Raw genomic sequence first — 18,580 nt, forward strand, 5'->3', positions numbered from 1 at the left:
GCAAAGTAAATTATTGGTGGGTAAATTGTCTCGCAGGTTCATAGACAGGGAACGGGAAATCGGGCTCCTTGAGAGGAGACTTGAGAGCGGGAGTGCTGAGTTCGTGGTAATCTACGGAAGGAGAAGGGTCGGGAAGACTGCCCTAATAACGGAGTTTTTGAGGAGACACGGAGGTATATACATCCTCGCGAGGGAAACGAGCGAGCTTGAGAACCTCAGGCGGTTCTCGGAGAGGATTGCCTCTTACTTCAGGGACGACGTCCTTCTCAAAAATCCATTCCGCAACTGGGATGCCCTATTTGAGTACCTCTATCAAAAAAGCAGGAAAGAAAGGCTAATCGTGGCAATAGACGAGTTCCCATACCTCGTTCTTTCGAACAAAGCCCTGCCCTCAATTCTTCAGGACTACTGGGATACCAAGTTCTCGGAGGGAAAGCTTTACCTTATAATAAGCGGCTCAAGCGTTTCGATGATGGAAGGCCTTTTAGGATACAAGAGCCCGCTTTACGGCAGGAGAACCGGCCAGCTGAGGGTAAAGCCCCTCGACTTCTTCAGCGCGAGGGAATTTCTCCCCCGTTTTTCGATGGAGGACTTCGTTAGAGTCTATTCAATCCTCGGGGGAACCCCCGCCTATCTTCTTGAGTTCGACGATGGGCTCAGCGTTGAGGAGAACCTCACCGAGAACTACTTCAGACAGGACAGTCTCCTCTACGGCGACGCCGAGTTCGTCCTTAGGGAAGAGCTTGAGAGGCCAAGGCTCTACTTCGCCGTTCTTGAGGCAATTGCGAGGGGAAGAACGACCCTCGGCGAGATAATGAACGAGACCGGCCTCGAGAGGGGAACGGTTGGGAAGTACCTGTCAGTTCTGATTAACCTCGGAATCGTGAGACGGGAAGTTCCGGTAACGGAGAGCAAAAAGAGCAGAAAGGGACGGTACTACATTGACGACCCCTACTTTTCGTTCTGGTTTAGGTACGTTCATCCCAACGCCGATTTAATCGAGACCGGAAACGGCGACATGCTCACGAGGCTCGTTATGAAGGATTTGGACGAACACGTCGGGAGGATTTTTGAAGAGGTTGCCAGACAGTTTCTGCTGAAAATTAAGGAGAAACTCCCTCTGAAACCGACGAGGGTTGGACGGTGGTGGCGGAAGGGCGAGGAGATTGACCTCGTTGCGATGGATGAGGTTGAGAAGAAGGTCCTCCTGATAGAGGTTAAATGGAGAGACCTGAGTGAGAGGGACGCCAGAAAGGTCTTTGATGGGCTCGATAGGAAGTCAAAGCTTATGGGCCTGGCCGGATGGGAGTTCCACTTCGGGATAATCGCCAGAAGCGTGGAATCCAAAGAAGAGCTGAGGAAACTCGGCTTCGTGTGGGACCTTAGGGATATGGAGGTGTTAAAATGATTCTCGGAGTCCACGACGGCCACGACGCCGGGGCTGTTCTGATAGACGGCGAGAAGATTTTCGCGGTGAACGAGGAGCGCCTAAACCGGGTCAAGAAGTACAGGGGCTTTCCCGAGCTGAGCATCAAGGCCGTTCTTGAGATGGCCGGAGCAAGCCCGGAGGACGTTGAGGTAATAGCCGTCGCCGGGATTTTCAGGAAGGGGAAGAGGCTCTTAGAGCTCGAAAAAAGGTTGGAGGCCATCTTCGGCCCGGAGTTCAAGAGAAAGGTCCTCTTCGTCGAGCACCATCTCGCTCACTCCGCTTCTGCTTACTACACCTCGGGCTGGCGCGAGGCCTTAGCGGTTAGCATAGACGCCGCTGGGGACGGTCTAAGCTCCTCGATTTACGTGGCGAGAGACGGCGAGATGATTAGGATAGCGCAGAGCACTTACATTGACTCCCTTGGCGACTTCTACGCCTCGGTTACGGAGCTTTTAGGATTCAAGCCGATGCGCCACGAGGGAAAGGTGATGAGCCTCGCCTCCTACGGACGGCCGGCCTATGATTTGAGCGCGATTATCGAGCTGAACGGACTGACCTTTGAAAACCACCTCAAGGTCATCGGCGTTGAGGCAACCAAAAAGCTGGCCGAGTTCTTCGGCTATCCGCTCTCAAAGGCGAAAGAAATTGCCAACCAGATGAAGCGCGGGAAGCTCGACGGCGAGCTCCAGAGGAAGGCCATCGAGATAGCGGCGAGCGCTCAGAGACACCTTGAAAAGCTCCTCGAGGAGCTCGGCGTTAAGCTGAGTTTGAAGGACCTTCCTTTAGCCTACGCCGGTGGTGTGGCTCAGAACGTCAAGGCCAACGCAGTCCTTAGGAGAATCTTCGGGGACAATAACCTGTGGGTCTTCCCCGCGATGGACGACGGCGGATTAGCTTTCGGCTCCGCGATATTCGTCAGGGCCCAGCTCGAGAGGCTCGACGGAAAATGGAAGCCCTTCAAGCTCGAGCACGTCTACCTCGGCCCGTCCTACGGGAGGGCTTACGTTGAGGAGTTCCTGAGGAAGGAGGGGCTCGAGTTTGAGGAAGTCAACGAAAAGTTCATTGCCGACGTCCTGAGTGAGGGGAAGCTCGTCGGCTTCTTCCAGGAGGCGATGGAGTTCGGACCGAGGGCCCTTGGCAACCGCTCGATTCTGGCGAATCCTTCCGACGAAAAGGTTAAGGAGAGGCTCAACTTAGCCCTCAAAAGGGACGTCTTCCAGCCCTTCGCACCATCTCTGCTCTGGGAGAAGGCCGAGGAATACCTTGAAGACCTTGAAGGGAAGCCGAACGAGTTCATGACGATGAGCTACACCGCGAGCGAAGAGTTCCGGAAGCTTGCTCCAGCTGTTATTCACGTGGACGGCACGACGAGGCCTCAAGCAGTGAGGAAAGAGGTGAATCCGAGCTACTACGGAATCATCAAAGCATTCGAGAGGAGAACCGGCATCGGAGCAGTGCTGAACACGAGCTTCAACATGCACGGTGAACCCATAGTGTGCTCACCGGAGGACGCGCTGAGGACGTTTAGAAAGGCCGGACTGGACGTCCTGGTCATGGAGGGCTTGGCCGTCTGGAGGTAGTCAGCTAAAGATGCCAAGGGCAGGTAGGACCGTTATCGCCATGCTCAAGAGCCCGCCGAGGATTAGAGCTGGAACCGTCTGCTTTTTCTCGATTCCGAGGAGGTAAGCCGCCAAAGCCCCGGTCCATATTCCCGTCCCAGGCAGGGGAATGGCAACGAAAATCGTGAGGCCTATAAAGCCCCACCTCTCCACGTAGGGGTGTGCCTTTTTTCGAACGCGTTCGACGTAGTAGAGGTAGAGGTGTGCCACCTTTCTGAGGGGCGTTTTTTCGAGCCAGAGCATTATCCGGTCTATGTAGGGGAGCAGTGCAGGCAGGAGGAGCGAAAGGGTGAGCACACCAAGGGAAGCGCTCAAAAGCGTCTCCCAGAGTGGATACCCCCGTCCGATGCCGTAGACTATCGCATATCTTCCTTCAAAGGTCGGCACAAGGGAGAGCAGGAAGACCTCAAGGAAGCTATTCAACGTCGAGCACCCCCAGGCCGAGCCTTGAGATTACCCGCCTGTAGAGCGGAAGCCACGAGTCCTGGGTGGCCTTGACGATGCTGTAGACCCAGGGAGCGAGGAGCAGGCTGAAGAGGACGTCGCCGAACCAGTGGACGTGAAGGAGCAACCGCGTCATCGCAACTCCGACCGCGAAGAGAACCGCCAGGGGAGTTGCCCTCTTCCAGCGGTTCGAGGCGTAGACCGCGATTATTGCGCCTCTGTAGGTGTGGCCCGATGGAAAGGAGAAGCCCCCGTGGTTGCGGGGCCTCGGCTCGTTGATTGCGACCTTGAGAACACCGACTATGACGAGGCCGACAAAGGCCGAGACGAGGAAAACGAGCGTCTCCCTCGAGAGCTTTCCCGAGTTCCTGACGTCAAGGTAGATAACAGCGATTGCAAAGGGAACGAGGAACAGGTCGCTTCCGAAGGCCGTCAGGGCGTTCATCAGGCCCGGGTTCGGTGATGGAAGGAGCGCGTCAACCCGGGAGTTTATGCCGGCCATTAAACCCGTGAGCTGGAGGATAAGGAGGAGCGCCAGCAACGCCGTGTTCAGCAGGAACTTCCAGTTCTTGAGGGATTCGCTGGGCATGGTTGGAGAAGGTGAGAGTTCCTCAAAAGCTTTTCTAAATCAGTCCCTCGTTGTAGAGGCCGTGGTAAACCTTGAGGAGAGCATTTCGAACTCTCTTCGGCCCGAAGGTTCTGACAGCCTTTCCAAGGCCTTCGTTGTAAATCCTGCGCATTATGAAGTCCGTTTCGCGGTTGAAGTTGAGCCTGTCCTGGTTTTCGAGGTAGAGGCGCGCTATCTCCTCCGGCTCTCGGTAGTTGAGTCCCTTGAGCCACTTGAGTGGGATTCCGTCCTTGAAGGTCTTGACGACCTCGAAGCCTATTACCGTGACCTCGTCGTCTCCGTAGAGGTCTCCATAGATTTTGTTCAGCTCTCGAAGGAGTTCCTTAACGTCCGAGAAGCCGTCGAGCTTGGCATCTTCGTTGGTGAGTTCCCTAACCTTCTTCCGCTCGACCTTCGTGATTCTGACCTTCGCTATGGCAGTGTCGCTCGGCGTTATCACGAGGTAAACCTCGCTCCCGGGCTTCGCCTCGTAGCTACCGTAGCGTATGGTTGTAACCTTGTCTCCCCGCAGGATTCTCGACTTGTAGGCGGAGTCAATCAGCATGAACTTCCGAATCTGAACGCTCTTTTTCCTCATTGTTTAGTCCCCTCACAATCTTCGGAACCTCTTCAAGGCTCTCAATCGTGAAGTCGGCGTAGTCGAGGTAGTCGAGCTCCCGGTCGCGGTATTTTCCATACCTGAACCAGACGGTCCTCATCCCCACCTGCTTGGCCCCGTAGATGTCGGAGTAGAGCCTGTCGCCGACCATTATGGCCTCTTCCGGTTTAACACCGAGCTTCTTGAGGGCCCGCTTAAAAATCTTCGGATGGGGCTTCTTGACGCCGAGGTAATCGGAGATGAAGACGTCGTCAAAGAACTCGTCCAGCTCGAGGCGGAGTATCTTCTCCCACTGCTTTATCGGGTCGCCGTCGGTGATTATCGCGAGGATGTAACCGTCCTTCTTGAGCTCGAGGAGGACCTTCCTTGCGCCCCGGACGCTCTTCAGGTAGGCGAACTTCGTGTTGTGGTAGGCTATAACGCCGGAGGCAATCCACTTGGGGTTGTTGGGAAGTTCGAGGCGCCTGAGGAGGTAGTCAAAGTGCCTATTGAAGTTGCTTCCGTACTCCGCTATCAGTTCAAGGAGCTCATTGTAGGCGGTCTCGAAGTCAACGGGAAGACCGTGGCGTATCATATTCTCTATCGCGTTTCGACGCGCCATCTCTGCCAAGCGGGTGGTGTCAACAATCGTGTCGTCAAGGTCAAACAGGACGGCCCTAATCATACCCCGACCCCTCGGGTTTCTTCTCCTCCCAACTATTTAACGTTGCCGATGTCGAGGAAAATTCCTTTCTTCCCTTTGACCTGTTTTTTCGCCTCCCTCATGGCCCTGAAGTACTCATCTTCCCGTCTCAGCTCATCAAGGAGCTCCTCCAGCGTCCATTTAAGGTTCGTCTCGGTCGTCGTCGCAAAGATTACCCTTCCTTCGGCCAGCTTCCTGACCTCATTTATAACCCTCTTGATGCCCTCGTTGTCCAGACCGTGCATAATCAGGAACTTTCCTCCGGCCCAGTCGAGCTTTCCGCCCTCCGTTGTCCTCTCGAGTATCTCCGCCGGGGTGAGCTTTCTGAAGTGCTCGGGAACCGGCAGAACCGGGTAACCGAGCTCTGCAATCCTCTCAATTTCATCCTCGGTAAAACCCACCAGGAGCAACTTCATTTCAATCCCCTCACGAGCTCAACGAGCTTTGGAAGTACTTCGCCTGCCTTCCCGCGCAGGAAGACGTCCGCTATCGGCGTTATTCCACTCCTCTCGACGTTCACCTCTATAACCCTTCCGCCCCTCTCCTTGACGATGTATGGTATGTAAGCGGCGGGATAAACAACTCCGCTCGTCCCGATGACGATGACAGTATCTGCCTTCTCCGCCAGTCGAAAGGCCTCTTCTAAGGCATCCCTCGGCAGGGCCTCTCCGAACCAGACCACGTCGGGTCTGAGGAGAGAACCACAGCGGGGGCACTTCGGGAGATCCGTTGAGTCCACGAACTCATAGACCCGACCTCTTTCCTTCAGGTTCTCCCTGTAATCGCAGGAGGTACAGCGAACCCGAAAGATGTTTCCGTGGAGCTCTATCAGGTTCCTTGTCCCCGCCTCGCGGTGCAAATCGTCAACGTTCTGGGTTATCACCGCCCTGAGGATTCCCATCCGTTCGAGCTCCGCAAGGGCGTAATGAGCGGGGTTCGGCTTCGCATCCAGAATCCTGCGCATCCTCCACCGGTAGAATTCCCAGACGAGGTGGGGGTCCCGCTTGAAGGCCTCTGGCGTTGCGAGCTCCTCCGGCCGGTAGCGTTTCCACAGGCCGTTGAAACCCCTGAACGTTGGCACACCACTCTCAGCGCTGATTCCTGCACCGGTAAAGGCTATCGCAAAGCGCGACCTCGCCAGAATTTTAGCGGCGTGGCTCAGCATGGTTGTATCTCGACCGGAAACTTAAAAATTCTATCCAATCCCCGGGGTGGTCGAAGGATATTAGAAACCTCCTTCAACCTTTCGAGCGAGGGTTTAAATTGTGTTCATCGGGACATTGTGCGGGGGTGAGAGGATGCCCGTTTCGGAAGGAGTTGAGAGAAGGAAGGTTACCACCTCACACGGTCGTTATTACTCGGCCCGTATAGCGGCGCAGAGGAGAAAAAAGCTCATCCTGATTCAGAACCTCCGGAAGAGGAAAGCCGTGAGGGGTCTCAGGGTAAGCACGATTCGCGTTGAGAAGAAGCGCATAACCAAAGGAGAGGCACTGGCCATCCTCGTGGGGACGCAGATAGGTGCGGGAGTGCTGGGACTGCCTTACGCGGCGAGTAAGGTCGGCCTCATACCGGCACTGGCGGTGCTCATCGGTGTGATGTTCCTGATGCTCTGGACCGGCTTCATCGTCCTCAAGTTCTCCGCCGGAATGGGCGGGGCGCAGATGAGCACCATAGCCCAGCGCGTCCTCGGAAAGGCCGGTGGCTGGCTGATGTACGTCAGCATCTTCATCATGAGCTTTGGGGCAATCCTCGCCTACATAGCGGGAATGGGAAGCGTCTTTGCGAACCTCTTCGGGATAAGCGAAACGGCCGGAGCGTTCATATTCTGGGTTCTCGCCTCGATAGTCGTTTACCGCGGTCTTGAGGCGAGCGGAAAGACCGAGCTGGCGATGAGCTACGTCATGCTCGCCCTCTTCATAGCGGTCACCCTCATGCTGATTCCCCACGCGAAGCTCAGCAACGGCCTCTACACTGACCTCTCGGGAATCCTCAGCATAACGGGCGTTGCCATCTTCGCCCTCGGTTGCCACACGGTAATTCCAGACGTCTACAAGGGCCTCGGAAGCTACGAGGAGACCAAGAAGGTCCTCGTCTGGGCCTTCATCATCCCGACGGCCATCTACGCGGTATTCATGGTCGCCTTCCTCCTCGCCTTCGGCAGGAACACGCCCCAGATAGCCACGCAGGGCCTTGAGCTCCTCTACGGGCACATTGGAAAAATCATCGGAAACCTCATTCCACTCCTTGCAATAACCACGAGCTACATCGGAATCGCCCTTGCACAGCAGAGCAACAACGAGGAGTTCGTCAAGCTCAAGAGGCCGATAGCATGGGGCCTGACGGTTATTCCGCCTGCAATCGTATACTTCGCCGGCGTAAAGAACTTCGCTGACGTCTTGGCCTTCGCCGGTGACACCGGAGACATGATGGCCTTCATAATCCTACCAATACTCATCTGGCTCGTTGACAAGCTGAGAAAACGCTAAAAGCTTCTCCCCTTTTCTTTATCCGGTGGTGGTCATGCCGAGGGTTTTCATCACGCGCGCGATTCCCGAGAACGGCATCGAGCTTTTGAAGGAGCACTTCGAGGTCGAGGTCTGGCCGGAGGAGAGGGAAATTCCCCGGGAAGTTCTCCTCGAGAAGGTCCGCGATGCTGACGCACTCGTCACGATGCTCAGCGAGAGGATTGACAGAGAGGTCTTCGACAACGCCCCGAAGCTCAGAATCGTCGCGAACTACGCGGTCGGCTACGACAACATAGACGTTGAAGAGGCGACGCGGAGGGGAATCTACGTAACGAACACTCCTGATGTCCTCACCGACGCAACGGCTGACTTCGCGTGGACGCTTCTCCTAGCGACGGCGAGACGCTTAATCGAGGCCGATAACTTCACGCGCTCCGGCGAGTGGAAGAAGCGCGGTATTGCCTGGCACCCGCGCTGGTTCTTGGGCTACGACGTCTACGGCAAAACCATCGGAATCATCGGCTTCGGCAGAATCGGGCAGGCGGTGGCGAGAAGGGCCAAGGGCTTCGGCATGAGAATCCTCTACTACTCGAGGAGGAGAAAGCCAGAAGCGGAGAAGGAACTCAACGCAGAGTTCAAGCCCCTCGACGAGCTCCTGAGCGAGAGCGACTTCGTGGTTCTGGCGGTTCCCCTGACTAAGGAAACCTACCACATGATAGGCGAGAATGAATTTAGACTCATGAAGGAAACGGCAATTCTCGTGAACATAGCGCGCGGAAAGGTCGTTGACACCGACGCGCTCATCAGGGCCCTTAGGGAGGGCTGGATTGCCGGGGCCGGTCTCGACGTCTACGAGGAGGAGCCGTACTACAACGAAGAGCTATTCAGCCTGAAGAACGTGGTCTTGGCGCCCCACATCGGTAGCGCGACCTTTGGAGCGAGGAAAGGAATGGCCGAGCTCGTGGCGAGGAATCTCATCGCGTTCAAGAACGGTCAAATCCCGCCGACGCTCGTGAACAGAGAAGTGGTGAAGGTCAGGAAGCCGGGGTTCGGCTGAACCCCTTCCTTTTTGGGCGATGATGACGACACCCTCGGCTGACGGTGATGAGCTGGACCCGTGCCTGAGCCCTAAATGAGTGCTTTGAACCTCTTCGCGTCCCTGCACATGTCGGTGTTGTTGAAGAAGACGAAGCTCTCGCCCCTGTTCCAGCCGAGGACGCGCTCCCTGATTCTTTGAAGTTCCTCGTCGCTGTAGGAGTGCCGGTAGATTATCCGCCCGTTCTCGTAGCGCCCGTGAAGGCGGTAGTAGTTCGTCTCACCGCTGTGGAGCGGAATCCTCACGAGCGGGTCGGTCACGTCTATGACGTCGAAGGCCCTAACGAAGCGCTTAACGCCCTTCTCGCTCCAGCCCCTCAGCTCAACGGCTATCTCGAAGTTTCCCCTGTCAATCATCTCGAAGAACCTTTCCGCGTTGGCGAAGCTCTCCTCGCCCTCCCTGAAGCTCTTCGGCAACTGAATTAGAATGAAGCGCGCACCGAGGGTTTCGGCCTCTTTGAGCGTCAGGCGCCAGAAGTGAAGGGCGTCGCTCGTTGGCCTGAGAAGACCGACGTTTTTGCTCGGCTTCACGTTGCTCCTCCGCCACGTCGGGCTGTTTGGAGGGTGCGTTACGCCCTGAAATGCCTTCATCGCGAAGATAAAACCTTCCGGGGCTTCCTTCCTCCAGCGCTCAAGGGTTTTCTCCTGGAGGATTCGGTAAAACGTCTGCTGGACCTCAACCGCGTCGAAGTCCCGGAAGTATTTTGCCCTCCCCTCGCAGAAGCCACACGTTCCAACCTTAATCATCTCCATCACTCCAGAGGTTCCCTTCCGTAGCGCAGGAAGTTCAGGTAAGCCTCGTCCTCTCCAACTATCGCGCTCAGGATTGCGTCGACGTAGGCGTCGAACTCCCTCTTCTTGATTACGACCGAGTGGTGCGCGTACTCGAGCGGAATCACGTATTCGTCTTCTGCCACAGAGAGGATTTTCGCCAGCGTCTCCTCGAAGTCCTGCTTCTCCGGAACCTCGAGGAGGTAAATCAATCCCCCATCGGCGAAGCGGACGTAGGCCGGCCGTATCCTCGCGCCCTCTATCTTCCTTCCGTCGAGGACGAGAATCTCGCGGAGGTTCTCGAAAAAGCCGTGCTCCATGAGGTCGAGGATTAGTTGAGCGAGAGCCTCTTTCTTGCCGACCTTCGACGAGAAGCGCAGGTAACCGCTCCCATCGGTCAGCGAAGCAACGACCGGCGTGTCCACCATTATCGGGACCTTCTTCAGTTTCTCCCTCTCGGCTACCGTCCCTATGACGTCGGAGCGGTAGAAGGTCTTCGCTATTGAGGCTATCTCGTTTCCCAAAAGCCTGTCGAGGGCGTGGAGATACTCGAGATACTCAAAGAGGACTATCAGGTTTTCGGCATCCACAACCCACCATATTTTTCCGCGAATGCTCCTCGAACCCTTCTCCTCCAGTATCTTGAAGATTGACTTCCCTTCCCTCCCGCGAGCGAGCAGAGATGGGCCAGAGATGACGCCCTTCTTGAGCTCCCGTTTCCACTCCCTCCACTTGAGGTTCAGAGCATCGAGAAAGTCCAGCGAGGCCTCCAAGAGCGTCCTCCCGTGTCTTTCATAGAGCTGGTTCGTGGTTGAGTTCGCGTAGCTCGGCGGTCTTATGAGGGCCCCGCTTATCGTGCCGTCCATGAGCACGAGGTCGGACATTTCCCCAACGAGAGCGCCCATTCTCTTCTCTAAGGTGTCCATGTGAACCCTTATCCTGTCGTCGGCGTTGCTGTAGGGGAAGAGCGCCCCGATGTCGTTCCAGTAGTAGAGGTCGTCGCCGACAGCCGAAGCTGAAACGGCGTAGATTATCGCCCCACTGAGCCTCCTGGCCATTCTACTACCGTCAACGGCGTAAACCCTCGCCTTCTTCGGCTCGGGTAGGCTCTCCCAGCGGTAGTGCTTCCTCACGAGGGGAACGAGCTTTCCGAGCTCTTTCCTGCTCTCCCTGAGGAAGTGCCTGATTTCCTCGAGGTGCCTGTCATCAATACGCTCCAAGGCTCTCCACCTCCACCCTCGCTTCACCGGCGTTGGTAACCCTTATCACGTAATCGGCCGCGTCCTTCAGCTCCTCGTCGTGCGAGACGATGATTACCTGCGGTATCTTCCTCAGCTGGCTCGATATAATCTCCACGAGCTTCTTCCTCCGCTCTTCGTCCAGGAAGGGCGTTGGCTCGTCCAATATGAGCAGTTCAAGGTTGCCCACCTTGTAGAGCGAGAGGGCCAGCCTAAAGGCCAGACCGAGCGCTATCCTCTCCCCACCGCTGAGGAAGTCTATTCCCACCTCGTTGCCTGCGTAGAGGACTTTGAGCTCAATCCTCTCCTTCCCATAGCGCTTCTCGCGCCTCAGTCTTATCCCCTGATACTTGCCCTCGGTCATCTCCGAGAACAGCTCTCCGGCCAGCTTCTGCACCTCTTCAAGGCCCCTGAGCTCCTCCTCCGCCTTCAGCCGGGCTACCTTCTCCCTGAAGGCCGTCATATCCGCGAGGGCCTTCTCGAGGAGCTCAAGTTCCCTCTCGGCCCTTTCAATCTCCCCGAGGTTCGCCTTCAGCTCGTCTATCAGGCGAGCTATCTCGTCCCTCAGGCTTTCCGCCCCTTCACGCTCGGCCCTCGCCCTCTCAAGGGCTCTCGATTTCTCAAGGTATTCCCTCTCGGCCCTCTCAAATTCCTCCTCCGAGAAGTCCTTTCTGGCATCCTCGAGCTCTTTTCTCACTTTTTCAAGCTCGGCCTTCAGGCGCTTCATGTTCCCCCTTGACTCATCGGCCTTCCTCCGCTCGATGTCGAGCTTCTTCTCGAGGGCTTCAATCCTCCTTGGAACGTCCTTCAGCGAGAGGAACTCGTGGTAGGGCTTCTCGAGTTCCTTAAGTTTATTCTCAACCTCCTCGAAGGACTTAAATCCCCTCTCGGAGAGCCTCTTTAGAATGCCTGCCTTCCTCCCCTCGAGGGCGTGGAGTTCATTCTTTACTTCCTCCGTTTCCTTCTCAAGGCCCTCGAGCTCCTCAATCCTCTCCCTCACGCCCCGGATTTCCTTCTTGAGGCCGATGAGCTTCTCCTTCGTTTCCTCGAAGAGCTCGGCGTCCCTCTCGAGCTCCTCAACACCGAGCTCCTCAAGCTTTTCCTTCGCCTCCCTGAGCAAATCGGCCGTCTTCTTGAGGCGAATCAGCTTTGTTTCCTTCGCGAGGAGCTTCTTAAGCTCAACCTCGCGCTTTCTCAGCCCTTCGAGTTCCCCCTCAAGGACCTTGATTTCTTTCTCAATCCTCGATATCTCGGCCCTGTATTCGGCCAGAATTTCGCCCTCCTCGTGCTCATCTATGGGTCTCCTACAGAGGGGGCAGATTTTGGCCCCTTCCAGCCTCTCCATGTTGGCCCTAAGCTCGGCTTTCTTTCCCTTCAGCGAGGCTATTCTCTCCCTGACCTTTGAAATCTCCTCGCTCAGTTTTTCGAGTTCTTCCCTGGCTTCCTCGATTTCTTTGAGTTCCTTCTCAAGCTTCTCGATGGTGTATCCGGCCCTCTCGAGTTCCTTCCTGTACTTCTCTGCCTCGCCGAGGGTTGACAGGGCGCGCTGGTAGAGCCTGTGCTTCTCCTTGAGCCTCTCGTATTCCTTCCTCGTCTCCTCTTCCCTTTTCTTCAGCTCCTCAAGCTTCTTTTCCAGTTCCTCTCTCTTCGCGGTTTCCTTCTCGAGGGAGTGGAGCTTTTCCCTCAGCGAGGAGAGCCGGACCTCAACCTTCGAGAGCTCGTCCTTCAGCTTCAGCAGTTTACCGAGCTCGGTATACTCCTCTGCAAGGGGCCTCAGCTCTTCAAGTCTCGCCTTTCTCTCTTCCAGCTCCTCGAGCTCGAGCTTCAGCTCCTCAATCCTCTTCTCCCTTTCCCTGAGGAGCTTTTCCTCGCTCGCCAGCGATTTTTCGAGGAGCGCTATCCTCTTCTCGAGGCCGGCTATCAGCTCTTTCCTCTCCTTCATCTCGCGGTAGAGCTTGGAAAGCTTCTCTACCTCGGCTGAAAGCTCCCTTTCCCTCTTCCTCAGCTCACTAATCTTCCTCAGCGTCTCGGCGAACCTCTTCTCGGCCTCGCGGAGGTTCTCCTCGATTTCGGCTTTCCTCTCGATGAGCCTCTTGAGGTTCTCCTTCCTCCTCTTCAGCTCGCGGATTACATCGGCCGAGTTCCTCTCGGCGTTTTCGTAGTCCTCTATTCCAAGAACCTTGCGCAGAACCTTCTCCATGACCTCGCGGTTGGTGATTATGCCCTCAATCTCGCCCTGTCGAATGTAGAGCGCGTTCGTGTAAACCTGAAGAGGATAAACGTTTCGCTCAATCCAGCGCGCTATATCGGAGCTCTTCTCCGCGATGAGCCTTCCGTTCTCGAGGAGCTCGCTCTTCTTCGTGGTTCTGGTTATGCGGTAGGTTTTGCCGTTGTGCTCGAACTCTAAGCTTAAAGAAAGCTCCCCGGTTCCGACGCGGGCGTTGGCCTTCAGATAACCCTTAGGGAAGCTCGGGTGTCCGAGGTAAAGCGAGGCGAAGATGGCCTCGAGGATTGAGCTCTTTCCGGCCCCGTTCTGGCCGATTATCAGGTTTATTCCGTCGCTGAACTCGACAACGCTTTTCCGGTGGGCCCTGAAGTTCCGAATCTCGATTTTCCTGACCCTCATAGCTTACCACCCCTGAGCCACGCGTCGAGGCTCGACGGCTTTGCCGGCTTCGGTTTCTTTCCGGTCTTCTTCTCGGGTTTTGGCTTTTCCTGTTTCTCCCTCCTCGGAGTTACCTTCACGTGCTTTTTCTCCTTCGGCGGTTTCTTTTCAACGTTTTCCGGTTTCTTCGGCTCTTCCGCTGGTTTGCGGGCTCTTGCGCTCATCTCCGCTGGAACGCCGAGGCGATACTTTTCAAGGAGCCAGTCCATGAACTCGTCGAGCGGGAACTCCTTCGGTTCGCTCCTCATGTGGAGGAAGAGCTCCCTCTCCCACTCGGTCAGTATCTCCTCACTCACGCGCTCCCTCGAGATTATCGCCTCGCTCGTAACCCTGCTCCTGAAGGCGTAGTAGGCTATGCCAAAGTCCTTCAGCAGGTCGTTGAACTCCGCTAGACTAACGCCACCCTTCACAGTTCCCTCGAGGTAGATGATTGCCACGGCATCTTTCGGAATCAGTTCCGCTACCTCCTCGACCCTCCGCCTGAGCTCAGCCTTTGAGTTTCCGGAAATTGTAACGCGGTAGAAGGGCCTCGTTTCGACCTCAATGAACTCCGGCTTGAAGTCCTCGACGATGTAGAAGCCCTTCGGCTGGTTGTTTTCCCTGACCTTCGGCTTTCTGTCCTTCTCGCCGTAAACTATTACGTGGCTCGCCTCCCTCACGTCTGTCCTCTCGAGCGAACCGGGGTAAACGATTGGCCCGTTCAAGCCGGTCTGCTCCGGCTCCGCAACCTTCCTCACGTGGATGTGCCCGAGGGCGTAGTAGGAGAAATTCTCGGGGAGTTCGCTCAGCTTTAGGTCGAAGGCGTCCTGATAGGGTGTGTCCTTCGCGAGGTAGTCAACGGCCTGGTGGAGCATCAGGATGTCCCCTTTCTTGAATAGGGCCTTCAGGACGTTGGTGTTGCCCCTTATGAGTTGCCAGCGCGTATGATGCCTCAGGCCGTAGATTTTAAAGCCATCAACCTCGGCCCAGACGAGGTAGCGGTCCGCTATCCTCTTGCTCCTCAGGAACTCGTCCCTCTTCTCCTCTCTCCTGAGGCCAAGGGTCCTTAGAAGGCCGAGGTGCTCGAGCAGGTCGAAGACGGAAGCTTCCCTAATCGTCTTGTCGTGGTTGCCCTCGATGGCAAAGACCGGGATTTCCCTTCTCCTCGGGATTTCGAGTATTTCAACCGCATCGCGCAGGGCCTTCGGCGACGGCCTGCTCACGTGGAAGAGGTCTCCAGCGATGAGTATGAAGTCTACCCCAGCCTTAACGGCCTTCTCAACCGCCTCGCGGAAGGCCCCAACGTAGTCCTCGTAGCGGAAGGGCTGGTTGAACTGCTCCCTGCCGAGATGGACATCGGCTATGTGCGCGAACCTCATCTTAACACCTCACAGCGGGAGGGACGCTATGGCTTCCTCCTCGCTAACCTCTTCCTCCTTCCCCTCGAGCCACTCCTCGACGATGTCTATGTCCCTTCCCCCATAGTGGCCGTTGAAGTCCTTCTCGAAGTTATAAATCTTCACCATCGCCGGAATCGTGATGGCGTAGCCGACTATAACCGCTTCACCGACGCCCAGGGAGGCTATATCGCTCAACAGGTCCTCGCTTATCTGTTCGCTCGCCTGCTGGACGTAGCGCTGGTCATTGGGCTCAACCAGCTTGAGGATTATCTTGGTGTTGGTCTGGCTGAGTATGTCGTCGTCCAGCTTCTTCGGCCTCTGTGATACTATTCCAAGGCCGACGCCGAACTTCCTGCCCTCTCGCGCTATCTTGCCGAGCCACAGGGTTGCGGGGTTCTTCTCGCCCCTCGGCGCGAATATGTGTGCCTCTTCAACTATGACGAGGATTGGCTTTTTCACGGCCGGGTAAGCTTCCAGTATCTCCCTCGCGGTGAGCCTGTCGTTCGTTCTGACGGCTTTGATGTACTCGATGCGGTTCTTGAGTATGCCCCTCAGAACGAAGCTCGCGAGCGTTATCATCTGCTCCTCTTCCATTCCGCTGAGGTCTATGACGTTCACCATGCCGGGCCTTATCTCGCCGAGCACATCTACCGGACTTATGAACTCGCCGAAGTTGGCCTTCAGCTCACCTATGTAGTCCTTCAGCCTTATCAGCGAGTCCAAATCCCTCGCCTGAATCTTCCTCGGCGTCTCTATACCCTTCTCGTTGTAGTAGTAGATTACCTTGTCGTCGGTGTTCTCGTAAACCCTAATCCACCCCTCTATCTTGTCCTCCATCGCCTCGAGGAATGGTAAGCCCCCGACGACCTTTCCGTCCCGTCTCATCTCCTCCTTGACGGTTCTGTAAACGAGCCCGAGGAAGCGCCTCTGGAGGCTCGCGTTTTCGGCTATTCCCAAAAGCGTTGCCAGTTCGCTCAGCCTTATTCTCCCGGGGTCTATCGTGGCCTTTATCGGGTTCACGCGCGCCCCGGGCCAGCTCAACCGCTGATACTCGCCGTGGGGGTCGAGGATTACGACGGTGGCGTTCACGTTGTCCACGAGTTCCTTTGTGAGAACCGCTATCGTGTTGGACTTGCCGGCTCCGGTAACGGCCAGAACCGCGAAGTGCCTCGAAACGAGCCTGTTGGCGTCGAGGCGGACCTCGATATCGCTTCTCGCGATGAGCTTTCCAATCCTGAGGTGGCCGTTGGCGAAGATTCTCTCCAAATCCTCGTCTCTGGCCAGATAAACTCTCTCGCCGGGCTTTATGGGAACGCGGTTGGGGGCGGGCTTTACCAGAAACTCGCCGTCCCTCGTTCTAAGCACGCCGAGAACCTTGGCGGTAGCCAGTATCTCCTCACTCTTGTCGAGGATTCCGCGCGAGAAAACGTTGACGGTTTTTTCAACGTAGTCGTAGCTTCCCCTTCCGGCTTCCATAAGCCAGTTGAGATTTCTGATGGACTTGAGGAGAGCCAAAACCTCGTCTCCCTCGCGGTTTTTGACAATCAAAAACTCGCCGAAGCGCGGGAGCTCGTTCTTGGGGTTGACTATGAACGTGAAGTGGTCGGTGCTCGATTCACCGAACACTATTCCAACCGAAGCGTCGCGACCCTCCATATTACCACCTTGAGTTGATTCGCCCGGCCGAAAACAAAAACCTTTCGATGCCGGTCAACCTTATAAACTCCCGGGCGTAGCTTCCGGAGATGAAACCGAAGCTGAACCCAGAGGCGAGGGCTGTTCACAGGGCAATCCTGTCTGAGATTCGAAGAAAGCTGAGCCTTCCGGGTAGCGAGGCCTATCTCGAGCGCTTTTCCCTCACCAACGACCCGGACGAGATAAAGGGACGGCAGGCCTACCTCAGAGAGGGCCTCTCAAAGGTAAAGCCCGAGATGAGGGGCCTAATCTCAAAGGTCAGGCCGATAAGGTTCCAGAGGGAGTTTCTGAACGACAGGGTCCTCCTCGTCGACGAGTCAGAGGTTGAAACGGCAGAAGCCCTGAACCTGTGCCACGTTACAACAGACGTCGAGGAGGCCCGCGAGTATCCTATTGTCCTTAGCACCATTGGCTACGGGGTTGACGTCGAGCTGAAACCGCAGGAGATAGCTCCAGAGCTCTACATCCTGCCCCTCTGGAGGAACAGGGGGACACTTGAGGCCCTCGCCAGAATCGGCGAGCTGACCGGCGAGGGTAGCGTTGCTCCGAGAATGCTCGATGCCTTGAAGGAGTTCGAGGAGGTGATGGGACGCGAAAAGCTCCTTGAATCCCTCGACGAGCTGATAGCGGAGAAGGAGCGCGAGCTCAACGAGAGAATCGGCGAGAGGCTCGAGAGCTTCAGCTTGACCCTCAGCGGAAAAGAACTCTTGAGTTTCCTCGCCCAGCTCCGCGAGGGGAACTACGACGCCATATTCCAGCACTTCAGTGATGTCGAAGAGGAAATCCTTGAGCTGATAAACGAGGCCGAGCGTGACCTCTCTGAAAGGCTCGGCGTTACGGTGGAGCTCTTCTCGCGGGAGGAGCTTTATCCAATTCGCGTTCCGGCTGAGAAGGTCGAAGAACTCAGGAACCTTCTCGAACGCGAATTAGCTCTTGAGCGCTATTTAAAGGCAAGGGAAATCCTCGATGAGATTGGCCCGCTCATTCCCAGGCTTAAGGAGGAACTTGAGAGGGTTCACGAGCTCGACTTTCTCCTGGCCGTGAGGGAATTTGCGGAGGGCTTTTCGTTCCCGGAAATCTGGGGCGGTGGAATCGCGTTCCTGCGCGGGAGGCACCTTTTCATCGAGAACCCACAGCCTGTGAGCTACGCCGTCGGGAGGAAGCCCGAGGGCTTTAGCGCTCCCGGCGCGGAGAGGATTAACGATGAAGACGTTGTAATCCTCACCGGCGCGAACAGCGGTGGAAAGACGAGTTTGCTCGAGCTGATAACACAGGTTGAGATACTCTTCCACATGGGCTTCCCTGTTCCCGCTGAGAGGGCCTGGCTCGATCCCCTCGACGAGCTGTTCTTCTTCCGGCGGAAGAGGAGCGTTTATGGGGCTGGGGCCTTTGAGACCGCCCTTAAGTCCTTTGTGAGGGCCCTGCGCGGTAAGGGAAGGAAGCTAATCCTGATAGACGAGTTCGAAGCGATAACTGAACCCGGTGCCGCTGTGAAGATAATCGGCGAGCTCCTCAAGGTGGCCCACGAGAGGGGATTTAGGGTCGTTATCGTCTCCCACCTCGGCGAGGACCTCAAGAAGGAGCTCCCCTTCGCGAGGGTTGATGGAATAGAGGCAAAGGGCCTCGACGAGAACCTGAACCTCATCGTTGACAGACAGCCCATCTTCGGAAAGCTCGGCAGAAGCACCCCCGAGTTAATAGTCGAGAGACTCGCAAGAAAGGCGAGAGGAAAGGACAGGGAGATATACGAGCGTATCCTGCAATCTTTCGGACGGAATGTGTAGGTCCCTGTGTAGGTGGTTACTACACCTTTTTGACGTTATGTTCTTACTTCAATTGATTAGAAAGCTTTAAGTATTTTTAACGCGTACT

At 56.1% G+C, this 18,580-nt stretch carries 16 protein-coding genes; 5 read left to right on the forward strand and 11 right to left on the reverse strand.

Features of this window, described 5'->3' with window-relative positions; translation table 11 throughout:
• Positions 1–25: 25 nt before the first annotated feature.
• Positions 26–1,408, forward strand: coding sequence for an ATP-binding protein (locus tag E3E28_RS09240; RefSeq protein WP_167915392.1), 1,383 nt, complete (start codon positions 26–28; stop codon positions 1,406–1,408).
• Positions 1,405–3,009, forward strand: a complete 1,605-nt coding sequence (locus E3E28_RS09245) for a carbamoyltransferase (protein WP_167914841.1) — start codon at positions 1,405–1,407, stop codon at positions 3,007–3,009. Before E3E28_RS09240 ends, E3E28_RS09245 begins: the two co-directional genes overlap by 4 nt.
• Here the strand turns inward: E3E28_RS09245 and E3E28_RS09250 are convergent, their stop codons facing one another.
• From E3E28_RS09250 to cobB, 6 genes are read right to left on the reverse strand one after another with little or no spacing between them, the layout of a single operon-like run.
• Positions 3,010–3,471 carry a COG2426 family protein gene (locus tag E3E28_RS09250; protein ID WP_167914842.1) on the reverse strand — a complete coding sequence of 154 codons (462 nt, stop codon included), beginning with the start codon at positions 3,469–3,471 and terminating at the stop codon, positions 3,010–3,012. It abuts the gene before it with no gap.
• Positions 3,464–4,081 (reverse strand): phosphatase PAP2 family protein, encoded by a 618-nt coding sequence (locus E3E28_RS09255; protein ID WP_167914843.1) that lies wholly within the window; start codon positions 4,079–4,081, stop codon positions 3,464–3,466. The genes E3E28_RS09250 and E3E28_RS09255 overlap by 8 nt, the downstream gene beginning before the upstream one ends.
• A 34-nt stretch (positions 4,082–4,115) precedes the next feature.
• Positions 4,116–4,697 carry an ASCH domain-containing protein gene (locus tag E3E28_RS09260; protein WP_167914844.1) on the reverse strand — a complete coding sequence of 194 codons (582 nt, stop codon included), beginning with the start codon at positions 4,695–4,697 and terminating at the stop codon, positions 4,116–4,118.
• Complete coding sequence (locus E3E28_RS09265) at positions 4,654–5,382, reverse strand: TIGR02253 family HAD-type hydrolase (protein WP_167914845.1); 729 nt, start codon at positions 5,380–5,382, stop codon at positions 4,654–4,656. The genes E3E28_RS09260 and E3E28_RS09265 overlap by 44 nt, the downstream gene beginning before the upstream one ends.
• 32 nt (positions 5,383–5,414) lie before the next feature.
• The gene (locus E3E28_RS09270) at positions 5,415–5,816 is read right to left on the reverse strand and encodes a DUF3783 domain-containing protein (RefSeq protein ID WP_167914846.1); all 402 of its coding nucleotides are present in this window, start codon (positions 5,814–5,816) and stop codon (positions 5,415–5,417) included.
• Positions 5,813–6,565, reverse strand: coding sequence for an NAD-dependent protein deacetylase (gene cobB / locus E3E28_RS09275; protein ID WP_167914847.1), 753 nt, complete (start codon positions 6,563–6,565; stop codon positions 5,813–5,815). Before cobB ends, E3E28_RS09270 begins: the two co-directional genes overlap by 4 nt.
• Before the next feature lie 133 nt (positions 6,566–6,698).
• Here cobB and E3E28_RS09280 point away from each other — a divergent pair, with 133 nt between their 5' ends.
• The gene (locus tag E3E28_RS09280) at positions 6,699–7,886 is read left to right on the forward strand and encodes an aromatic amino acid transport family protein (protein WP_167914848.1); all 1,188 of its coding nucleotides are present in this window, start codon (positions 6,699–6,701) and stop codon (positions 7,884–7,886) included.
• Between the two features lie 34 nt (positions 7,887–7,920).
• The gene (gene gyaR / locus E3E28_RS09285; protein WP_167915393.1) at positions 7,921–8,922 is read left to right on the forward strand and encodes a glyoxylate reductase; all 1,002 of its coding nucleotides are present in this window, start codon (positions 7,921–7,923) and stop codon (positions 8,920–8,922) included.
• A 71-nt stretch (positions 8,923–8,993) separates the two neighbouring features.
• Here gyaR and E3E28_RS09290 read toward each other — a convergent pair whose 3' ends face one another.
• From E3E28_RS09290 to E3E28_RS09310, 5 genes are read right to left on the reverse strand one after another with little or no spacing between them, the layout of a single operon-like run.
• Positions 8,994–9,707, reverse strand: coding sequence for a DUF72 domain-containing protein (locus E3E28_RS09290; RefSeq protein WP_167915394.1), 714 nt, complete (start codon positions 9,705–9,707; stop codon positions 8,994–8,996).
• Between the two features lie 5 nt (positions 9,708–9,712).
• The gene (locus E3E28_RS09295) at positions 9,713–10,951 is read right to left on the reverse strand and encodes a DNA double-strand break repair nuclease NurA (protein WP_167914849.1); all 1,239 of its coding nucleotides are present in this window, start codon (positions 10,949–10,951) and stop codon (positions 9,713–9,715) included.
• Entirely contained in the window at positions 10,938–13,595 is a 2,658-nt protein-coding gene (gene rad50 / locus E3E28_RS09300) for a DNA double-strand break repair ATPase Rad50 (RefSeq protein ID WP_167914850.1), read from the reverse strand. The genes E3E28_RS09295 and rad50 overlap by 14 nt, the downstream gene beginning before the upstream one ends.
• Entirely contained in the window at positions 13,592–14,992 is a 1,401-nt protein-coding gene (locus E3E28_RS09305; RefSeq protein WP_167914851.1) for a DNA repair exonuclease, read from the reverse strand. Before E3E28_RS09305 ends, rad50 begins: the two co-directional genes overlap by 4 nt.
• Positions 14,993–15,001: 9 nt before the next feature.
• On the reverse strand, positions 15,002–16,669 hold the full coding sequence (locus E3E28_RS09310) for an ATP-binding protein (RefSeq protein ID WP_167914852.1): 1,668 nt from the start codon (positions 16,667–16,669) through the stop codon (positions 15,002–15,004).
• An 89-nt stretch (positions 16,670–16,758) separates the two neighbouring features.
• Between E3E28_RS09310 and E3E28_RS09315 the strand changes: the two genes are divergently transcribed.
• A complete protein-coding gene (locus E3E28_RS09315; protein ID WP_167914853.1) occupies positions 16,759–18,492 on the forward strand; it encodes an endonuclease MutS2 in 1,734 nt (577 codons plus the stop codon).
• The last annotated feature ends 88 nt before the right edge of the window (positions 18,493–18,580 follow it).

Origin of the sequence: Thermococcus sp. 21S9, assembly GCF_012027635.1 — an archaeon.
Taxonomy (GTDB): Archaea; Methanobacteriota_B; Thermococci; order Thermococcales; family Thermococcaceae; genus Thermococcus.

Bases quoted from the DNA above. Each gene is read 5' to 3' on its own strand.
- E3E28_RS09245 (WP_167914841.1), top strand. From the start codon at position 1,405: ATGATTCTCGGAGTCCACGACGGCCACGACGCCGGGGCTGTTCTGATA.
- E3E28_RS09255 (WP_167914843.1), bottom strand. From the start codon at position 4,081: ATGCCCAGCGAATCCCTCAAGAACTGGAAGTTCCTGCTGAACACGGCG.
- E3E28_RS09260 (WP_167914844.1), bottom strand. From the start codon at position 4,697: ATGAGGAAAAAGAGCGTTCAGATTCGGAAGTTCATGCTGATTGACTCC.
- E3E28_RS09265 (WP_167914845.1), bottom strand. From the start codon at position 5,382: ATGATTAGGGCCGTCCTGTTTGACCTTGACGACACGATTGTTGACACC.
- E3E28_RS09270 (WP_167914846.1), bottom strand. From the start codon at position 5,816: ATGAAGTTGCTCCTGGTGGGTTTTACCGAGGATGAAATTGAGAGGATT.
- cobB (WP_167914847.1), bottom strand. From the start codon at position 6,565: ATGCTGAGCCACGCCGCTAAAATTCTGGCGAGGTCGCGCTTTGCGATA.
- E3E28_RS09280 (WP_167914848.1), top strand. From the start codon at position 6,699: ATGCCCGTTTCGGAAGGAGTTGAGAGAAGGAAGGTTACCACCTCACAC.
- gyaR (WP_167915393.1), top strand. From the start codon at position 7,921: ATGCCGAGGGTTTTCATCACGCGCGCGATTCCCGAGAACGGCATCGAG.
- E3E28_RS09290 (WP_167915394.1), bottom strand. From the start codon at position 9,707: ATGATTAAGGTTGGAACGTGTGGCTTCTGCGAGGGGAGGGCAAAATAC.
- rad50 (WP_167914850.1), bottom strand. From the start codon at position 13,595: ATGAGGGTCAGGAAAATCGAGATTCGGAACTTCAGGGCCCACCGGAAA.
- E3E28_RS09305 (WP_167914851.1), bottom strand. From the start codon at position 14,992: ATGAGGTTCGCGCACATAGCCGATGTCCATCTCGGCAGGGAGCAGTTC.
- E3E28_RS09310 (WP_167914852.1), bottom strand. From the start codon at position 16,669: ATGGAGGGTCGCGACGCTTCGGTTGGAATAGTGTTCGGTGAATCGAGC.
- E3E28_RS09315 (WP_167914853.1), top strand. From the start codon at position 16,759: ATGAAACCGAAGCTGAACCCAGAGGCGAGGGCTGTTCACAGGGCAATC.